The sequence below is a fragment of the Mycobacterium sp. Aquia_216 genome (assembly GCF_026723865.1).
In the GTDB taxonomy this organism is placed as follows: Bacteria; Actinomycetota; Actinomycetes; order Mycobacteriales; family Mycobacteriaceae; genus Mycobacterium.
In genome coordinates, this window is record NZ_CP113529.1 from 3,859,041 (window position 1) to 3,876,408 (window position 17,368).

Consider the following 17,368-nt stretch of genomic DNA (forward strand, 5'->3'; position numbering starts at 1 on the left):
GCTACTGCATTTGGCATCGATTCTTGAAATCGGTCAACGGCTGCCGAATCGCCTCCAGGTCGGCGTGCGCCTGCGGATTGGCATCCATATATTGCTTGATCTGATCCCCAATCTCGCTGCGCGGCTGCCCTTTTAAGCTGGTGAAGTAGGCGTTGACGTCCGGATGGCTGAACAGATACACCGACGTGGCCGCCGCGACACCCGACGAAACCTGGGCGAGGTCGGCTGCCGTGCAGTTCGGCGGCGCGGGCGCCGGATCGGGGTCCGCAGCGGCCGAGCCGACGGCGGCGAAAAGCATTGCGCCGCTGACAACGGCGGCGGCAATTCCGCCGATGACCGCACGCGACGTGCCGAGTGCGAAAAACACCATCGGTAGCTCCTCCATCAGGTCTGTGAAACTTAACGGCAGGCACACCATAAGCGGATTCGGCGATCCCATGGACCAAATTCGTCCAGCTGGCAAAGAGACAGAATTCCGCCGCGGCGGCTGCCGGGGTCGATATGCTTACCAAATGAATCGGCGCCGTTGGATCGGAGTGCTGTTGGCGGTGTTGGCGATGAGCCCAATTCCGGGAGTCGTCGTCGCGATGCACTCTGACGGCCAAGCGGAAGCCACCGTCTGTGTCGGTGCCGGGCGGCGTGTGTCGGTCAGTGGGTGCGCCAACGTCGCCGACGCCATCCAGCGCTACGTGCCGCCGCCGGCGGAATACGCGCCGATGCCGGAAGACCCTCCGCCGCCACCTCCCCCGCCCCCGTAATCGCCGGCGCCGGCCCGATCCATCCTCCAAGGCCAGCCGTGACGGACACGCCGCAGCAACGATCACTGCCGGCCGGGCAACCGCGGTGTGGCACCCTATGGGGTAACCATTTACGAGCGTCGATGACCGTGTAAGGCCGCGTCGGCGCGCCCTTACGGAGCCGAAAGAAATGCCAGAACCCTCGCGCCACCTGGAGGTGGAGCGCAAGTTCGACGTCCCCGAATCGACCGTCACACCGTCGTTCGAAGGCATCGCGGCGGTGGCCCGGGTAGAGACATTGCCGACGCAGTCGCTCGACGCGATGTACTTCGACACGCAGACGCAGGACCTCGCCCGCAACAAGATCACGCTGCGGCGCCGCACCGGTGGCCACGACGCCGGCTGGCACCTCAAGTTGCCGGCCGGACCCGACGCCCGCACCGAGATCCGCACACCCCTGGGCTCCGCGGACGACGACACCGTCCCCCGCCAATTGCTGGACGTGGTGCTGGCGATCGTCCGCGACCGGCCCATCAAACCCGTCGCCCGCATCACGACTCAACGTGAAAGCCAGGTGCTGTACGGCATCGAGGGCGCTCCGTTCGCGGAGTTCAGCAACGATCACGTCCGCGCGTGGTCGGCGAATGCGACCGACAGCCCCGACGCGGAGCCCGTCGTGCAGGAGTGGCGCGAGTGGGAACTCGAGCTCGACGAATCACGCGGGGCCTCTGATACCGAGCTGCTGAGCCGCTTGAGCAACCGGCTCCTGGACGCCGGCGGCGAACCTGCGGGTCACGCGTCCAAGCTTGCGCGGGTGCTCGGGACGACGGTGCCGTCCAACGGGACCAAGCCACCCAAAGATCCGGTACAGCGCGCGGTAGCCGAGCAGGTCGACGAGCTTGTGGTGTGGGATCGCGCGGTGCGCGCCGACGTATACGACTCGGTGCACCAGATGCGGGTCACCACACGCAAAATCCGCAGCCTGCTGAAGGACTCCCAAGCGGGATTGTCCGACGACACGCACGCCTGGGTGCTCGACGAACTGCGTGAGCTCGCCGGCGTCTTGGGTGTGGCACGCGATGCCGAGGTGCTCGCGCAGCGGTACGAGGAAGCGCTGGACCGGCTGTCACCGGAGCTGGTGCGGGGACCGGTGCGCGAACGCCTTGTCGAGGGCGCCAAACGCCGCTACCAGTCCGGCTTGCGGCGGTCGTTGATCGCCATGCGGTCGCAGCGCTACTTCCGGTTGCTCGACGCGCTTGATTCGATCGTGGCGCAAAGCCCGGACACCGATTCCGGTGAGCAACCGGCGCCGGTCACCATTGACGCCGCCTACAAGAAGGTGCGCAAGGCCGCAAAGGCCGCCGCCGAAGCCGACCAGGCCGTCCAGGAGGAGCACGTCGAGCCGTCCGCCGACGAGGACCATCAGGACGACGAAGAGCACGATCGCGACGAGGCGTTGCACGTAATTCGCAAGCGCGCCAAGCGGCTCCGCTATACCGCGGCGGCGACCGGAGCCGACGACGTGTCCAAGCAAGCCAAGGCCATTCAGTCGTTGCTCGGCGATCATCAAGACAGCGTGGTCAGCCGTGATCACCTGGTCCAGCAGGCCGACGCCGCCCACGCCGCGGGCGAAGACACCTTTACCTACGGTCTGCTCTACCAGGAGGAGTCCGACCTGGCCGAGAGCTGCCGTCAGCAGCTCGACGAGGCGCTGCGCAAACTCGACAAGTCGGTGAAGAAAACGCACTGATGCCCGTTGGCTTTGTTGGTGCGAGCTGCGACCCCGCTAGGCTGGTGCACATCAAACGGCCCGAGGAGATTGTGATGCGTCGCGGAATATTCGGCACCCCCATAGTGGCCGCCGTCAACGCTGTCGCGGCCAAGCTCATCGATACGCCGCTGTTGGGCAGTGTTGTCCGCCGAAACACGGTGTTGATTTCCTACGTCGGCCGTCGCTCAGGCAAGACGTTCACCACACCGGTGAGTTACCGGCGGATCGGTGACGAGATTGCCATCCGTGTCATGCTTCCCGACGCCAAGAACTGGTGGCGAAACTTCCTGGACGGCGGCGGCCCGATTACGCTGCAGCTCAACGGAACCGACCAAAGTGGGCACGCCGTCGCGACCCGCGACGACCGGGGCCGGGTGACCGTCACAGTCAAGCTGGACGACCGGTAGGCCGATTCCCGAGATCCATCGGCGAAGACCCTAGCCGAGACACGTCGCAGGCGTAAGGCGGGCGAGTTGGCCTGTAAGCCGGATTCTGTTCGCTGGGCGTTTGCCGCGTTTGGCCGCGTTGAAAGTGCCTGGTCAAAGCGTTGGGTGCGTTGGCTGTTCTGAGCTGCGCCTAGTTCTACTGCGTACGGACTGCGTACTGGGCGTGCATCACCAGGCGGCCTAAGTACATTTCAGCGACCAGGGCGAATAGGCGTTCATGGCGCGTCGCCCCGCAGCGCGGCGGCCGCCCCGGCGATCGTGGTCGGGTAAGACACCTCCGGCCCCGGACGGACCGTCCCGACCTCCTCGATCACCTGCAGTGAGTCGTCGAAGCGCACGGCCACGCGCCGGTCTGCCCGCACATAGGTGTCGGTGCGGGTGGAGATGTCGCGGTAAATCCCGTAGCGGTGAAGCTGCGCTTCCCGCACGACGAGATCGCGAGCCGTTTCCAGGTAGCGAAGGAAATAGGTGTCCTCGTTCATCAGGTAGTCGCTGTCCATCCTGTCGACATACGCGCGGAGTTCCTCGACGGTTGCGCCGACCAGACGCCCCTCGCATGTGTCGCACCCGCACCGCTCCCCGTAGTCCATCTGGGTCGGGTCTGGCGGCCATGGAACCCCGGGAGCGCCCTGGCTGGGCACATACCGGATCTCGTCGCCGCTCGTGCGGAGCAGCAAACTGACGGTCCTGCCTCCGATCGGTGCGGGACATTCGAGCTTGAGCCCGGCCCCGACGTACGAGGTGCCCCGGTCAGTTACATCCTCGGTCACGGCTTCCCACGATACCGGGGCGGTCGTAGCGCGCTACGCCCTTGCGTAGCATCGCGGCATGGCCAACCCACCCCCAGGGCTGCCCCCAGGCGCGCAGTTGCTGCCCGCCACAGCGATCGAGGGCAAGGTCCCCGGCATCGTCGCCGACGTCTTCTCAATCCAGCGCGATCTCGACTTCGCTCGCCAGTGCGCCGCGGGATACCTGCAACGCACGGCTTTCGATGACGACGGGCAACCGCTACAACAAACAGAGGAGCCCGATCGGACCCTGTTGGCGGAGGCGCTGTGGTCGGCGGCCGTGATCGCCTACCGTCGAGCCTTCGCGACAGGCAAAGCACACATAGTGCCCAAGGAGCAACGCTTCGATATCAAGGGCCTGCGCGCACACGTGTTCACGCCCGAGCAGACAGAGCTTGACGACCAGCTGCGGGGAATGGCAGATCAGCATGTCGCGCACCGAGTCAGCGATCTTGAGCAAATGAAGTTCCAGGTGACCCTCACACCCCCGCCGCACCCCCGAGCGGTTGCAGCATTGGGGCCGTGGATGCTGCACATGATTGGGCCAACAACCGATGTGGCAGAAGGCATGATCGGCATCTGCGACGTACTTCTGCCCATCCTCGCCCAGGAGATGCAGCCGTTCTACAACGCAATGGCCCAGAAGTTGAGCGACCCAGAGCAGCTGGACAGGCTATACGCGAACGCGGGGTATCCAGGCCAAAACTCCGCAGCTGGAACGGATTCCGCTTAGCCCGCTGCAACTCTGAGGCGAGCAGGTCGGCCTAGTCGGCGATCTCACCCGGCAGGCCGGCCCGGCGCGTCACCGTCATCGCGAGCGAGTCGCTGTCCTGCTTGACCCGCTGCTCGCTTACTTCTTGCGCGGGTCGGCCTTCTTGTGTGGCTGGCTGCGAGAGCCTGGTCGCGCAATGCGCGGTACTGGCTGATCCTGTCTGGATCCATCGCTGGCATGCCGCCAGAGTGAGGCGGTGGATTCTCTGCCCGCGCGATTTCTCGGGACCAAGCGGTCATCGTCCACTTCTTATCCCGCCGTCTTAGCGCGTCGTGCCAAAAATCGATCTCACTCATGTTCGTGTACCAGTCGTTCGGGGGGATCGGTTCCTCCAGGAGCCTCTTTAGGCGCGCGGCCAACTGGTCGGTCGCCTTTGTTGGCCTGTATGCGGCGTCCTGCGAGAACGCGTCCCAGACCATCCAGCGCCTGTCCATCAACCCGAAAAACAATCCGGCTGGCGCATCATCACGCTGCCCTAGAACGTGGCGTTCCAAGTCGGTGATGGCTGACTCCAGCTGCTCGGCCAACGACCTGGATTCCTCGGCCTCCTGAGCGGCGGTCCACGCGGCTTCGTGAAGTTTGCCGAAGTCGTCGGATAGCCGGTCGATGCTGTTATCGATAGAACCGAGGTCGCCCGTCACTCGGTCAATAGCGAAGTCGATGTCGCCGAGAGAGCTCTCCATACGGTCCGCCGTCTGTCGGAACCGCTCTTCAAATTTCGCAGCCTCGCGGTTGAGGTAGATGTCCAGCAATTCCTCGTCGGTAAGGGGCCGCGTTGACGCGTTATTGCGGGTTTGCCTGCGTCCTTCGGCGTCGAAGTGGGGCGGGAACGTTGGACGAATCTTGAGTCTTAGAAAGGGCTTTGAAGTCGCCACTGCTTCTTCAATAATCGTGACCGATACCGGCACAGGCCTAGTTTCGCGGATGCTGTTTTGGATCGTTTGGACCGCGCTTTCCAGATCACTCAGTCCCAAGATGTCGCCTGTCACGAGCCCTGTCCGGGGATTCTTGACCTCTCCAACACCGACGAGAAGCGTCACTTCGGCAACCCCGCTGCGCTCAAGGGCGACCCAATTCGCTGCAGCGCATAGGACCTCGGGCTTCACCGACCTTGCGGTCTGCTTGAACTCGAATCTTCCCGATTCGCCCTCGGTGTCGAGCAAGGTCCGCGCCGCCGCGCTCACCCGCTGATGGCGTAGCGGTTCGGCTGCCGGTTGCGCCCTAGTCATTCCCCACCTGAGGTCGATGGGCTGCGATTTGCTTCACTGCGATCTGGGCAATCGACCGGCTTCCAGGGGCGTCCATGTCCTCGACAAGCCGGTGTGGCACTTCGCGGTGAGGCCGATGCATGCGCCCTGTGGGCACGCGCCTTCGCAGTCGGGCACGAAAATCGCGGTGAGCTTGCTGGTCCCGACCCGGTAAGCGTTGGCGAACCACCAATCGACCTCGCCACCGCATTTAGGACAACTTCGTTCCCAACTGCTGTGATCGATTCCCATGTATTGCGGCATGCACACAGCGTAGGACTTGGCGGGCAACAAGCGTTCAGTTACGACCTAAACGAAGTCGCCTCGACACGGTCGGTGCAAAGGCCCTCTCTACCAGGAGATTGCCAGCAAAAATGAGCCTTTTTGCGGCTGATTTTCCGTTAACAATGTCGCGGGGGGCGAAGTCACCTTCCGGGCGGCTCAGGCCACGGCCCGCGGCGGCAAGTTCTTACCCCCCTACCCCTCTGGCCCGTGCTGGGGCCCAGGTCGACCCTGACGGTCAAGCGGGACAGCCCCACGCAGCCCAGATCCCCAGCGACCGGCTGACCGTCCGTTACCGATGGTTGTGGGGACCTGGGTGCGTTGGGGACTGGGTCCGGGATGGCACAGGGTTATGCCGCGCTACGCCAGCGCGATGGCGTTCGTAGGCTTGCTCAGCGGTAAGGTCCCCGCGCTGGACCGCGAGCACCAGATCGACCTCACCCGCAGCGAGCAGCTTGTTGAGCGCGCGCACATCCCGATCGATCCGAGAGTTCCTGCCCTTGCCCACGGTCTCAGCGCCGACGCCGTGGCTTGGCCTCAGTGCCCGGCTCGTCGTCGGCGGCCTGCTCGGGGTCCGCGGTGTCGCTGGCCTGCTCGGGCGGCTCTGGCTCTGGTTGCGGCTCAGCGGATTCCACCCAGCCCCAGCCGATCCGGTTTGCCGCCACCGCGTCAGGAACGTCAGCGACGTCACCCGGCACATAGGCCCGACCGGCGTGGACCACTCGGTAGTGTCCAAGGATGGTTACTTTCATGGCAGCAAATTCCTCTTATGGTGTCGCGGGCAGGCCGGAAATGATGTTCACCGCAGCAGGCCGGTTGACGGCGAGCTGAACGCGTTCTTCGCACACGAAGCGGCGAATGTTGCGCGTGAAATCGTCGTTGGCCCATCCGATGAAAATCGTGATCGGCCCGCGAACAATAGCGCGACCGAATTTGCTGGTATCGAGCAGAATTCCGCTTCCGGCCGCAATTTGGGTGGTCTGCAACACAGGAACACCCCAAATATTGTCCGCCTCGGCGACAGCTGGATCAGCAGACAGCAAATACCTGCCGTAGAGATCCTTGGTCCTTCTCAGCGCACTGAAGGTGTCGGGATGAACGATAAAAAGGTCCGCCTCGGCAGGCGCAGGACCTGCACGGAGCTGGGCGATCGCGATTTCCACGTCGTCGAGCGGCGTGAAAGGCGTGCTGCCCTGCCCGGCCACATGCGTCAGTGTTCCCGATGTGTTGAGCAAACCTTGCACTGCGCCCGTGCCGCCTGGGCCGGAAATCAGGTTGAGGTTCTCCACATCGATCACTTCGTGGTAGAGCTCGGTTTGGGTATAGCCGAGAAAGTTGCTGAAGTCATCAATTATCTCGGTCGTGACTCCGACGTGTGCGGCGATTTTCTGCAGCGTCGCGATTTGCGGCACGTAATTCATCACGACCTCGGGCTTCGGTTGGCCTTCAGCAACCACCGCAGGTGCACCCGTCGTCGACTGGTGAACGATGTATTCGACACTGGGGGCTTCAACCAGCTGGGTCGGAATGCGATCCAAAAGGCGGTCCTCGTGGACTGCGCCGATCACCCACGGATAAAGCTGGCTCGGCAGATCGGATTCCGCAGAGCTGTAGAGCCGCTGTTCGAGGCGGGCCTCACTACCACTGCGCATCCGTTCGTGCGTGGCACGGAGTTGCTCGACGTCGAAGTCAAGCCGCGGCGCACGTCCCCAGGCCCAACCCTCGCGCTGGTCGAGCGTAGTGCTGCCGGGACCGGTGGGGTTGGCCGTGGCCTTGCGCACCTGCTCAGCATCAGGATCGCCGCGGCCGCTGCGCTTGATGTCGGCGGCGAGTTCACCGATCCGCTCGTCGAATCCGGCTGACCCTGAAATTTGTTCGGTCAGGCGCTCGAAGGCGCGCGTTTCGTCGATCGTTAGGCGCTCACGGGACTCACGCTCAGCACGGTCGACGATCGCGTCACGCTTGGCGCGGGCCTCAGCGCGCAGCTTGACGAGGCGCTCGTAGTGCTGTTCTAAGCCGGGCATTTTTGTCTCCCAAGAAGTGGTGGAATGCGCTTGTCGCGCAACATGATTCGCGCATCGCAAGTAACGGCTGAATTTGGCGCTGAGATGGCGCTGGCGGCGTCCGATCCCGTGGCCATGAAGGCGGTGTTCCGGATCTGGCCTTGGGCGGGTCCTGATCGAGGTGCGAACACCTGCGTCGATCATGACATACGCCACCGTCGCGCGGGTCGCATAACACGCGGGTCAATCCGGTTGCGTCGCAGCGTAATTGCGTCGCAGCGCAATTGCGGCACGGCGCCGCGCCGCCGGCCTCGGGCCTTGGACCTTTCGGGCCTTGGCCGCTACGCCTCACCGCCACTGAGCTCCCGCCAGGACGGAAGGCCGTCGAGGTCACTGGGCGTCGTGCCGTGCGGTCGCTCTCGGCGGCGCTCGGCAATCCAGTCGCGCAACGGCCAGGCGTGGACTGCCGAGCATCGAGGGTGGCGACCACTCGCCGGAGGTGGTGCGTCCACCAGCGGGCCGCGGCACTGTCTTCGCCGTAGGCGGCTTCGAGCGTCGCCACCACGTGGAGCCGATCCCGAAGGCGGCGTAACTCGGTGGGGGCGAGGTCGGACAACGTGATGACGCCGGGTGGGTAATCGGGCATCGGCAGCGGGCGTCCGCCCGCCCGGCACAGCAGTTCGTTCATGACCACGAATGCGTGATACCCGGCCCATTGCGCGGCCCGCGGATACGGGACGACGTGGGTGATTTGAGCCAGTTCCCGGCCGGTCGCAATCAATTCGTCGTCGCTGAGCGCGGCGGTCGCTTCATTGGTCATCTCGTTTATCCCTTTCCCTTGTGCAGGTTCGGCGTCCTGTTTCGTGTCGGCACATCCGGCAGGTGCTGGCGGCGGCGCCCCTTCCGCAATTCGCTCCGTTGTTCCGCGACGACGCGCAGCCGTTGCAGCACCAGCTCGGGGTCCTCGGCGGCGGTGCGCATGGGAGCTTCGGGTTTCGGCCGGGTCCGCGTGGGCCAGGTTCGTATCTCGCCGTCGGCGTCGCGGACGGCGAAGCTGTGCGCGCCAGTGCAGGTGTCCCAAGGGCAGGGCTGCCGGTCCGCGTGCAGGGCGGTGGACAGGTCGTCGAAGAACCTGATCTGGGCGCGGGTGTGGGTCACGACGGTCTGGCACATAAGCGCGACGGCGCCGGTCTCCCCACCGTCGTCGTCGGGTTCGTCGTCATCGAAGTCAGTCACTGCCGCGCCTGACGTCGATCTGCTGGCCGCAGGCGCCGCAGGGTGGCGGGCTGGTCGAGTTACCCACCATAGGCTGCGATTTCGTCTGTCCGTTGAACCTGGCGCGAATACGGCGCTAGCCGACGCCGACCGTCGAGCAGCGCCAGGCGCTCACCGATCACCCGCTGCCGGTCGACCAGATGCTCAGGACACAGCTCGTCCATCCGGCAACCACACCCCTGGTCATTCATCGGCGCCTCCGATCGGGATCACACCAGCAACACACCTGGCGGCCGGGCATCTTCGCGAATCGACCGCAGGACCGGCATAGGCCGCGACGGCAGCCGGGTCGGTGCCCGCGTTGCAGGCGAACGTGGTGCCCGCACTCGAGACACCGGCCGGGGCCGCGGGGCGGTTCGAAGGTCATCGCGGTGGCCCTGGTGACGTACCCGACAAGCGCGAGAACTGCTGCCGACCAGACTGCGCGAAGTGACGGCTGTAGTTGCGTCCCAAGGAAACGAGCGTGCAGCGCGAGGCTTCCGCGGGAGCTGCAAGCGAAGCGCGCTAGTTCCCTGGATGGGTCAACACCAGCGAGCGCAGCGAGCTTGGTGTGATGGGTTAGATGGGTTAGATGGGTAGTACTACCCATACGTCGCCGGGGGTTTCCCTTGGGAGTGTCCCCCTGGGGACGCCCTGGGTTGGCCCCCAGGGGGACAAGCGATTTCATTGGCCCTCTAATCTGGCCCGCTGCCTGGGCTTCTTGTCGCGCTCGCGCTTACGGATCGTCCGAACAGCGTCCGGTTTATTGCCCTCCCTTATCCACGCGAACCGATAGCCGTGCTCGACCCGTTCCCACATGCCCTGCGCTATAAGACCTTTGGCGAGCCGCGTGCCGTTGTGCTGGCCCCTGACGAACTCGTCGGGAACGAACCAATCGACCGGGATCTCCTCCTCAGGTCGCCCGCGGATCTGGCCCATGCACCAGGAACCCGCCTTGTGATACAGCTCGAACGAGCCGCTTCCAGCCCTGACGAATCGTGGATCGCTGTGCTCCTCGTCGCCGACATTCCAAAAAGTCACCGAGTCACCACTCTTGTCAGCCCTTTGTGCCACAATGACTTCGACGAATTGACACAGAGAACGGGTGGTTGGTCCAGCAGTGGGCTACCGCCCGTTTTTTGTGGGTCGATCACGTCGCCGTGCCCCTCTCGTCGTTGGTTGGTGCGGCGGTCAGCTCGCGCGGTCGCTCGACGTCTTGCGCTCCTGTTCGGCGAGCCAGGACATGACGACGCTGCGGCGCCATACGCGGCGGCGTCCGATTTTGAAAGACGCCGGTCCCCGCCCGATGTGCGCCCAATACCTGAACGTGCTTCGCGGCGTGCCGGTCAACACCTCTAGATCCTCGGCGGTCAGCAATTCCTTCTCGTCATTGGTCGTGCTCATTGCGTGCGCATCCCTTCAAGCCTGTTTGCGTTTGTTTGCAGTAGCTTGAATGTAGACCAGGATGATGACGAACGGCGATAGCGAAATATTAAGGTATACATCGTATCTCGCTACGTTGTCTGCCTTTCGCCCGGGAGTGAGGCTAGTTTGCTCGTAGCGCGCTACGACCTCGCGTGCTACGTCAAGCCCCGGATAAGGCGCGTTGCACGGGATACGGTCGCGCCGATGGACGCGGACAGCCCCTACCAGGGGGCTTGGGAGAGAGAGGTACGCGATGGGGTCGAAGCGGAACCGCAGAGCCGGTGTCGTTGATCTGTGGACCAAGAGGGTCCGCGACCCCGACGGCACCACCCGCACCGTGCCCAGTTCCCGGCACGGCGCCGGTATGCGCTGGCGGGCAACCTATGTCGGCGATCAGAGCCGAGAGCATTCGCGGTCGTTCGCCCGTAAGACCGATGCGCAGCGGTGGCTAGATGAAGTCACGGCGTCGGTGGTCACCGGCCAGTACGTCGACCCCAAGGCCGGGCTGGTCCGGTTCAAGGACTACGCGGAACGCTGGCGAAAGATGCAGGTCCAGCGACCCAGCAGCCGCGCGCACATCGAAATCATGCTGCGTCTGCACACCTACCCGGTCCTCGGTGACCGTCAGCTGACGTCGATCCTGCCCTCCGATATCCAGAGTTGGGTCAGGGGCCTGACGTTGGCCCCGGCCACAGTCGGCGTGGTCCACGGCATCGCCTCTACGATCTTCAAGTCCGCGATCCGCGACCGGCGACTCGCTGCAAACCCCTGCGACGGAACCAAATTGCCGAAGGTGCAGCGTCCGCAGATCGTGCCGCTGACGACCGAGCAGGTCGAGGCAGTCCGCGCTGAACTGCCCGCCGAGCTACAGGCTCTCGTCACGCTGGCCGCGGGAACCGGTATGCGGCAAGGGGAATGCTTCGGCCTCACCGTCGACCGGGTGCGATTCCTTGAGAGAACGCTCACCGTCGACCGGCAACTCATCACCCTGGCGGGAAAGCCACCGGAGTTCGGGCCACCGAAGACGAACGCCAGCCACCGGACCATCCCGTTGCCCCAGATCGTCGTGGACGCGTTGGCTGCGCATCTGGCGGCGTACCCGGCGGAGCCCGACGGGTTGGTGTTCATGTTGGCGGGCAAGCCGATCACCCGACAAACGTTCGGACACAAGTGGCGTCCCGCGGCCAAGACGGCGGGGTTGCCGACTGGGACCGGGTTCCACGCGCTGCGGCACTACTACGCGAGTCTGCTGATCCGCCACGGGGAGAGCGTCAAGACGGTCCAGACGCGTCTGGGGCACGCGAGCGCCGTCGAGACGCTGGACACCTACAGCCAGCTGTGGCCGGATTCCGACGACCGGACGCGCGAGGCGATCGACTCGGTGCTGGGATCTACTGCGTACGGACTGCGTACTGGGAAGCCCGCGACGAGCTGATCACGCTGGTCCCAGACGTGGGGCGGACGAGTTGGCCTGTAAGCCGGATTCTGTTCCCCACCGCCGCGGCGTAAGCAACGGCGGTACGGCGGCGACCATCCATCTGGACACACCGTTGCCGGGTGCCTCAAGCGGCCTACCCGCAGGCTCGGGCGAGCGACCCTCAATCGCCTGCGCGGCCGCACCTTTCGGTGCGGCCTTCTTGACCTTGCTTCGGGTGGGGTTTGCCGAGCCACCCCGGTCACCCGGGATGCTGGTGCGCTCTTACCGCACCGTTTCACCCTTACCACCGCGAAGGTGGCGGTTTGTTTTCTGTGGCACTTTCCCGCGAGTCGCCTCGGATTGCTGTTAGCAATCACCCTGCTCTGTGAAGTCCGGACTTTCCTCGACTCGGTGCTGCATGAGCCCGAGCCGCGGCCGCCCAGCCAACTCGTCCGCACAAACACGGTACTCGCTGGGCAATCTCCTGGCCAGCGAGTACCCCGAGCCTATTTGACCGTTGCCCAATAAGGACGTTTGGTGCCACGCTCCTGGCGGGCACCTATTTTCGGGCGAGCGCATGCCAGGCCATATCGGCGATGGCCGCACAGTACTCATCGTCGACGCGGCTATTCGAGTACAGCGCGCGAACGTTGATCGGCGCCATAACAATCTGCACGGCCGCCACGGTGTTGATCCCGTCGCGCAGTTCGCCGCGTTCCCTTGCCCGATCGATGACTTTCCGTACCACGGCAAAACGCACTCGCCAGAACATCATTCGAGTTTCTTCATCGTGATGCGCCCGATGCCCCATCACCAACGCCCGCAGAAAAGTGCGGCCGATCTCAGTGTTGATTCGATCGGTCACATTCCGTGCCAGTGCCTCCAGGTCTGTCCGCAACGAACCCGTGTCCGTTGCGGTATCCCAGGTCTCGAGATCGGCCAGCGCCGCATCGACGATCAGCCGTTGCCGATCGCCCCAGTGGCGGTAGATCATCTTCGTTTCGAGATGGTGGCGCTCGGCCAAGGCCTCGATGCTGAACCGCTCGACGCCCCAGCGGGCCAACTCGTCGAGCACCGCCGGCATCACCTGCGACCGGATGTCCGCGGGAACGACGTCCCGCGGCTCATCGGATTGTTGCGACGACATCGGCGACTCCTTAGCGGCTAAAGATAGCCGGTTTGATTCACGAGTCGTACAGAAGATGCCCCGTCCGAATAGAATTCACAGATACTCAGCGATGCTAGGTCAAGATGCAATCGATAGAGGATTCCGGGCCCGGCGTCCAAAGCCAGCCGCAACAACATCTTGATCGGCGTGACGTGCGATACGACCAGCACGGTGGCACCTTGATACGTGGCGATGAGGCGTTCCCGCGCCCGGCAGACGCGCTCGAGCGCGGCATCGAAACTCTCTCCACCCGGCGGCTTCGTGCTGGTATCCCGAAGCCAGCGCGTGTGTAGTTCGGGATCGCGGTCGGCGGCCTCGGCGAACGTCAAACCCTCCCAGGTCCCGAAATCGGTCTCGATCAAGTCGTCGTCCACGGTCACGTCCAAGCCCAGCGCTTTGGCGGCCGCTGCCCCGGTGTCGTAGGCCCGTTGCAGCGGCGAGGAGACCACCGCGGCGATGCCGCCGCGCGCGGCCAGATATCGCGCCGCCGCTTGCGCCTGCTGGCGTCCCAGGTCGGTCAGTTCCGGGTTGCCGCGCCCGGAATAGCGGCGCTGCACCGACAACGCGGTCTGCCCATGGCGCAGCAACAGCAGCCTGGTCGGGGTGCCGCGCGCACCGGTCCACCCGGGCGACGACGAGGATTGCGTCGCAGCACTTCTCGCGGCCGGGACCTCGGCGGGTTCGGCGACCCGCGGCTCGGGTTTTTCGGCAGTGACCTCGGCTGCGGCGTCCATCGCTTCGTTGGCCAGCCGATCGGCGTGCTTATTGCGTTCACGCGGAATCCACGTGTAGCTGATCCGGTCGAACCGCGCCGCCAACTTTCGGGCCTGGCCGTGCAGCTCGATCAGGTCGGGGTGCTTGACCTTCCACCGCCCGGACATCTGCTCGACCACCAGCTTGGAATCCATGAAGACCTCAGCCTCGCGGGCCCCCAGCTTCACAGCGTCTTCCAAACCGGCTATAAGACCGCGGTATTCGGCGACATTGTTGGTCGCTCGGCCGATGGCCTGCTTGCTTTCGGCCAGCACGGTGGCGCGGTCCACGGTGTGCACGACCGCGCCGTATCCGGCCGGCCCGGGATTACCGCGGGACCCACCGTCGGCTTCGATGACGACCTTCACTGGCCGAGCCCCTTGACCCGCAACAGAATCGCACTGCACTCCGGGCAGCGCACCACGTCGTCGTCGGCGGCCGCGGCGATGCGGGCCAGTTCGCCTCGGTCGATCTCGATCCGGCACGCGCCGCACCGATGTCCCAGCAACGGCCCGGCACCCGGTCCTCCCCCGGCACGCAGGCGTTCGTAAAGGGCGGACAAACCTGGGTCAAGCGCCGCGACCAGGCCGTCGCGTCGCGACGAACGAGCCTGCCGGGATTCCTCGATTTCGGCTAGTGCGGCATCGAGGGCCTGCTGCACGCCGGCCAGATCGGCTTGCAGTCTCTCGATCGCGACCTGCTCGGCGGCCAACTGGGCCTGCAACTCCTCACGTTGTTCCATGACTTCCAGCAGCGAATCTTCCAGACTGGACTGCCGGCGCAGCAGGGTGTCCAGCTCGTGCTGCAGATCCGCCAACTGCTTGGCGTCGGTGGCCCCCGACGAGAGCAACGATCGGTCGCGGTCTTCGCGCTGGCGCACCGCCGCGATCTCCGACTCGTACCGGGCAACCTGAACGTCCAAATCCTCCACTGCGATTCGCACCGCGGCCAGCCGGTCGTTGGCGGCGTCATGTTCACCGCGGATTCGCTCGATGTCCTCCCGCTGCGGCAGATGTGTGGCCCGGTGCGCCATCCTCGACAGCTCGGCATCCAGTTCGGTCAACTCCAAGAGCGAACGCTGCTGTGCTACTTCGGCTTTCATGATTGATCTCCCCTTGTTTCGTGGCCGAGGCACCCCAGATCCCAGGGATCGGTCCGGGTGTTAGACACGCGCACCGGCAGCGCCGCACCGAAACGGGACCGCAGCACGTCAGCGGCTTGTGCGCACCAGGGGAATTCGCTGGCCCAGTGTGCGACGTCGATCAGCGCCACCTCCGAGGCCCGGCGATGCTCGTCGGCCGGATGATGCCGCAGATCGGCAGTCACGTAGGCCTGCACGTCGGCACGGGCCACGGTGCTCAGCAGCGAGTCCCCGGCGCCGCCACACACCGCGACCCGCGACACGACACCGTCGGGGTCGCCGGCGGCGCGTACGCCCCAGGTGGTCTGCGGCAATGCGGCACTGACGCGAGAAACGAAGGCCCGCAACGATTCCGGTTGCGGCAGGGTACCGATACGGCCCAGTCCGGTGTCGCCGGGCGGAGGCACCATCGCGAAGATGTCGAACGCGGGCTCTTCGTACGGGTGAGCCGCGCGCAGCGCCGCCAGCACCGCCGCCCGGAGCCGCGCCGGTGCGACGACCTCGAACCGGTCTTCGTCCACCCGCTCGACGGTTCCGACGTTGCCCACCGCGGGCGTGGCCCCGTCATGCGGCAGGAACTGCCCGATGCCGCTGACGCTCCAGCTGCAGTGCGAGTAGTCACCGATGTGGCCGGCCCCGGCCTCAAACACGGCGGCCCGCACCGCTTCCGCGTTCTCGTGCGGCACGTAGATCACCCACTTGTCGAGATCGGCGCTGTCCGATAGTGGTTCGAGCACGGACTCGACGGTGAGGCCGAGCGCGTGCGCCAGCGCGTCGGAGACACCCGGCGACGCCGAGTCGGCGTTGGTGTGTGCGGTGAACAGCGAACGCCCATTTCGAATCAACCGATGCACCAGCGCACCCTTGGGCGTGCTGGCCGCGACGGTATCGACCCCGCGCAGCAGCAACGGGTGATGCGCCAGCAGCAGCCCGGCATCGGGAACCTCGTCGACGACCGCCGGTGTGGCGTCGACGGCAATCGTCACCGAGCCCAGCATGTCATCGGGATCGCCGCAGACCAGGCCGACCGAATCCCACGATTGGGCGAGCCGCGGCGGGTAGGCCTCGTCCAGGACCTCGATGACGTCGGATAGCCGTGCGCTCACCGGCGCCTCCCACTGTGCGAGACGGGCCTGGTCTCCGCGATGGCTTGGACCAGCAGCGGCCATTCTCGCCGCACCGCGGCCCGTAGATAATGCTCGTCCAGACCGACGAACGTGTCACAGCGGCGAACAGCGATCTTGTTGTCGTGCAGACTATTTCGTATTCGAGTGGCATCGGGGATGCGAAACAGCACGAACGGCGCCTCGCCGTCGACCACGTCGGCGTCCACCGTCGTCAGACCCACCACCATCTCGGTGCGCAACTGGGCCAGCCGCGCGGCGCAGGCTTGCGCCTCGGCAACCGCGTCCGCCGCACAACAGGCGGCGATGGCCGTCAGTTGCAGCGTGCCCACCGGCCAGTGCGCACGCTGGGCGGTCAACCGCGCCAACACCTCTGGCGCGCCCAGCGCGTAGCCCACACGCAATCCGGCCAGCGCCCAGGTCTTGGTCAAACTGCGCAGCACCAGCACATCGGCCGGCGACTCGGCGGCGAGCGACTCCGGCTCGCCGGGAATCGAATCCGCGAACGCCTCGTCCACCACCAGAATCCGGCCGGGCCGGCGCAGTGCGAGGAGCTGCTCGCGGCGGTGCAGCACGGAGGTGGGGTTGGTCGGATTGCCCACCACGACGAGGTCGGCATCCTCGGGTACGTCCACGCCGTCGAGGCCGAACGGCGGCTCGAGGACGACGTGGTGCACCGGCACCCCGGCCGCGCTCAGCGCCACGGCCGGCTCGGTGAACGACGGCGCGATGATCGCCGCCCGCGCCGGCCGCAGATTGGGCAGCAACGCGAAGCCCTCCGCCGCGCCCGCCAGCGGCAGCACCTCGTCGCGCGCCCGGCCATGCCGCTGCGCGATCGCGTCGTGCGCGCGGTACACGTCCTCGGCGCCGGGGTAGCGCGCCAGATCCGGCAGCCGCGCGGCCAGCCGCTGGGTCAGCCAGTGTGGTGGATGCGCATGACGGACGTTGACCGCGAAATCGAGCATCCCCGGCGCGGCGGCCTGATCGCCGTGATAGCGCGCCATCGGTTCCGGACTCGCCATCCGTGAAACACTAGTGCG

Annotated in this window: 18 protein-coding genes and 1 other RNA gene; 5 read left to right on the forward strand and 14 right to left on the reverse strand. The window is 65.4% G+C overall.

Annotated features, from left to right (window positions below):
- Position 1: 1 nt before the first annotated feature.
- Complete coding sequence (locus tag OK015_RS18035) at positions 2 to 370, reverse strand: heme-binding protein (RefSeq protein ID WP_442791310.1); 369 nt, start codon at positions 368 to 370, stop codon at positions 2 to 4.
- Positions 371 to 512: 142 nt separating this feature from the next.
- Here OK015_RS18035 and OK015_RS18040 point away from each other — a divergent pair, with 142 nt between their 5' ends.
- From OK015_RS18040 to OK015_RS18050, 3 genes are all read left to right on the forward strand, one after another.
- Complete coding sequence (locus OK015_RS18040; protein ID WP_268125055.1) at positions 513 to 758, forward strand: hypothetical protein; 246 nt, start codon at positions 513 to 515, stop codon at positions 756 to 758.
- A gap of 169 nt (positions 759 to 927) precedes the next feature.
- Positions 928 to 2,487 (forward strand): CYTH and CHAD domain-containing protein, encoded by a 1,560-nt coding sequence (locus OK015_RS18045; protein ID WP_268125057.1) that lies wholly within the window; start codon positions 928 to 930, stop codon positions 2,485 to 2,487.
- A 74-nt stretch (positions 2,488 to 2,561) separates the two neighbouring features.
- Positions 2,562 to 2,915, forward strand: coding sequence for a hypothetical protein (locus tag OK015_RS18050; RefSeq protein ID WP_268125059.1), 354 nt, complete (start codon positions 2,562 to 2,564; stop codon positions 2,913 to 2,915).
- Between the two features lie 254 nt (positions 2,916 to 3,169).
- On the opposite strand, the gene OK015_RS18055 is transcribed toward OK015_RS18050, so the two are convergent.
- A complete protein-coding gene (locus tag OK015_RS18055; RefSeq protein WP_268125061.1) occupies positions 3,170 to 3,724 on the reverse strand; it encodes a hypothetical protein in 555 nt (184 codons plus the stop codon).
- A gap of 58 nt (positions 3,725 to 3,782) precedes the next feature.
- Between OK015_RS18055 and OK015_RS18060 the strand changes: the two genes are divergently transcribed.
- On the forward strand, positions 3,783 to 4,475 hold the full coding sequence (locus OK015_RS18060) for a hypothetical protein (protein ID WP_268125063.1): 693 nt from the start codon (positions 3,783 to 3,785) through the stop codon (positions 4,473 to 4,475).
- Between the two features lie 44 nt (positions 4,476 to 4,519).
- On the opposite strand, the gene OK015_RS18065 is transcribed toward OK015_RS18060, so the two are convergent.
- The 6 genes from OK015_RS18065 to OK015_RS18090 all read right to left on the reverse strand — a co-directional run bounded on the left by OK015_RS18065 (position 4,520) and on the right by OK015_RS18090 (position 10,704).
- On the reverse strand, positions 4,520 to 5,698 hold the full coding sequence (locus OK015_RS18065; protein WP_268125067.1) for an AlbA family DNA-binding domain-containing protein: 1,179 nt from the start codon (positions 5,696 to 5,698) through the stop codon (positions 4,520 to 4,522).
- Positions 5,699 to 6,555: 857 nt separating this feature from the next.
- Positions 6,556 to 6,795, reverse strand: coding sequence for a hypothetical protein (locus OK015_RS18070; protein WP_268125069.1), 240 nt, complete (start codon positions 6,793 to 6,795; stop codon positions 6,556 to 6,558).
- Positions 6,796 to 6,810: 15 nt separating this feature from the next.
- Positions 6,811 to 8,067 carry a phage major capsid protein gene (locus OK015_RS18075; protein ID WP_268125071.1) on the reverse strand — a complete coding sequence of 419 codons (1,257 nt, stop codon included), beginning with the start codon at positions 8,065 to 8,067 and terminating at the stop codon, positions 6,811 to 6,813.
- Between the two features lie 804 nt (positions 8,068 to 8,871).
- Positions 8,872 to 9,282 (reverse strand): hypothetical protein, encoded by a 411-nt coding sequence (locus tag OK015_RS18080; protein ID WP_268125073.1) that lies wholly within the window; start codon positions 9,280 to 9,282, stop codon positions 8,872 to 8,874.
- Between the two features lie 702 nt (positions 9,283 to 9,984).
- Positions 9,985 to 10,341 carry a hypothetical protein gene (locus OK015_RS18085; protein WP_268125075.1) on the reverse strand — a complete coding sequence of 119 codons (357 nt, stop codon included), beginning with the start codon at positions 10,339 to 10,341 and terminating at the stop codon, positions 9,985 to 9,987.
- Positions 10,342 to 10,491: 150 nt separating this feature from the next.
- Positions 10,492 to 10,704: a helix-turn-helix transcriptional regulator gene (locus tag OK015_RS18090; protein ID WP_268125077.1), complete on the reverse strand. Its 213-nt coding sequence runs from the start codon at positions 10,702 to 10,704 to the stop codon at positions 10,492 to 10,494.
- A gap of 274 nt (positions 10,705 to 10,978) precedes the next feature.
- Here OK015_RS18090 and OK015_RS18095 point away from each other — a divergent pair, with 274 nt between their 5' ends.
- Entirely contained in the window at positions 10,979 to 12,160 is a 1,182-nt protein-coding gene (locus OK015_RS18095) for a tyrosine-type recombinase/integrase (protein ID WP_268125079.1), read from the forward strand.
- Between the two features lie 23 nt (positions 12,161 to 12,183).
- Here OK015_RS18095 and rnpB read toward each other — a convergent pair.
- The 6 genes from rnpB to cobC form a co-directional block, all read right to left on the reverse strand.
- Positions 12,184 to 12,593, reverse strand: an RNA gene (gene rnpB / locus OK015_RS18100) — RNase P RNA component class A.
- 108 nt (positions 12,594 to 12,701) lie between these two features.
- Complete coding sequence (locus OK015_RS18105) at positions 12,702 to 13,289, reverse strand: TetR-like C-terminal domain-containing protein (RefSeq protein WP_268125081.1); 588 nt, start codon at positions 13,287 to 13,289, stop codon at positions 12,702 to 12,704.
- A 17-nt stretch (positions 13,290 to 13,306) separates the two neighbouring features.
- Positions 13,307 to 14,431, reverse strand: a complete 1,125-nt coding sequence (locus OK015_RS18110; protein ID WP_268125083.1) for a bifunctional RNase H/acid phosphatase — start codon at positions 14,429 to 14,431, stop codon at positions 13,307 to 13,309.
- Positions 14,428 to 15,165 carry a zinc ribbon domain-containing protein gene (locus tag OK015_RS18115; protein WP_268125085.1) on the reverse strand — a complete coding sequence of 246 codons (738 nt, stop codon included), beginning with the start codon at positions 15,163 to 15,165 and terminating at the stop codon, positions 14,428 to 14,430. Before OK015_RS18115 ends, OK015_RS18110 begins: the two co-directional genes overlap by 4 nt.
- Positions 15,162 to 16,310, reverse strand: a complete 1,149-nt coding sequence (locus tag OK015_RS18120) for a Nif3-like dinuclear metal center hexameric protein (protein ID WP_268125087.1) — start codon at positions 16,308 to 16,310, stop codon at positions 15,162 to 15,164. The genes OK015_RS18115 and OK015_RS18120 overlap by 4 nt, the downstream gene beginning before the upstream one ends.
- Positions 16,307 to 17,350, reverse strand: a complete 1,044-nt coding sequence (cobC, locus tag OK015_RS18125) for an Rv2231c family pyridoxal phosphate-dependent protein CobC (protein ID WP_268125089.1) — start codon at positions 17,348 to 17,350, stop codon at positions 16,307 to 16,309. Before cobC ends, OK015_RS18120 begins: the two co-directional genes overlap by 4 nt.
- Between the last annotated feature and the right edge of the window lie 18 nt (positions 17,351 to 17,368).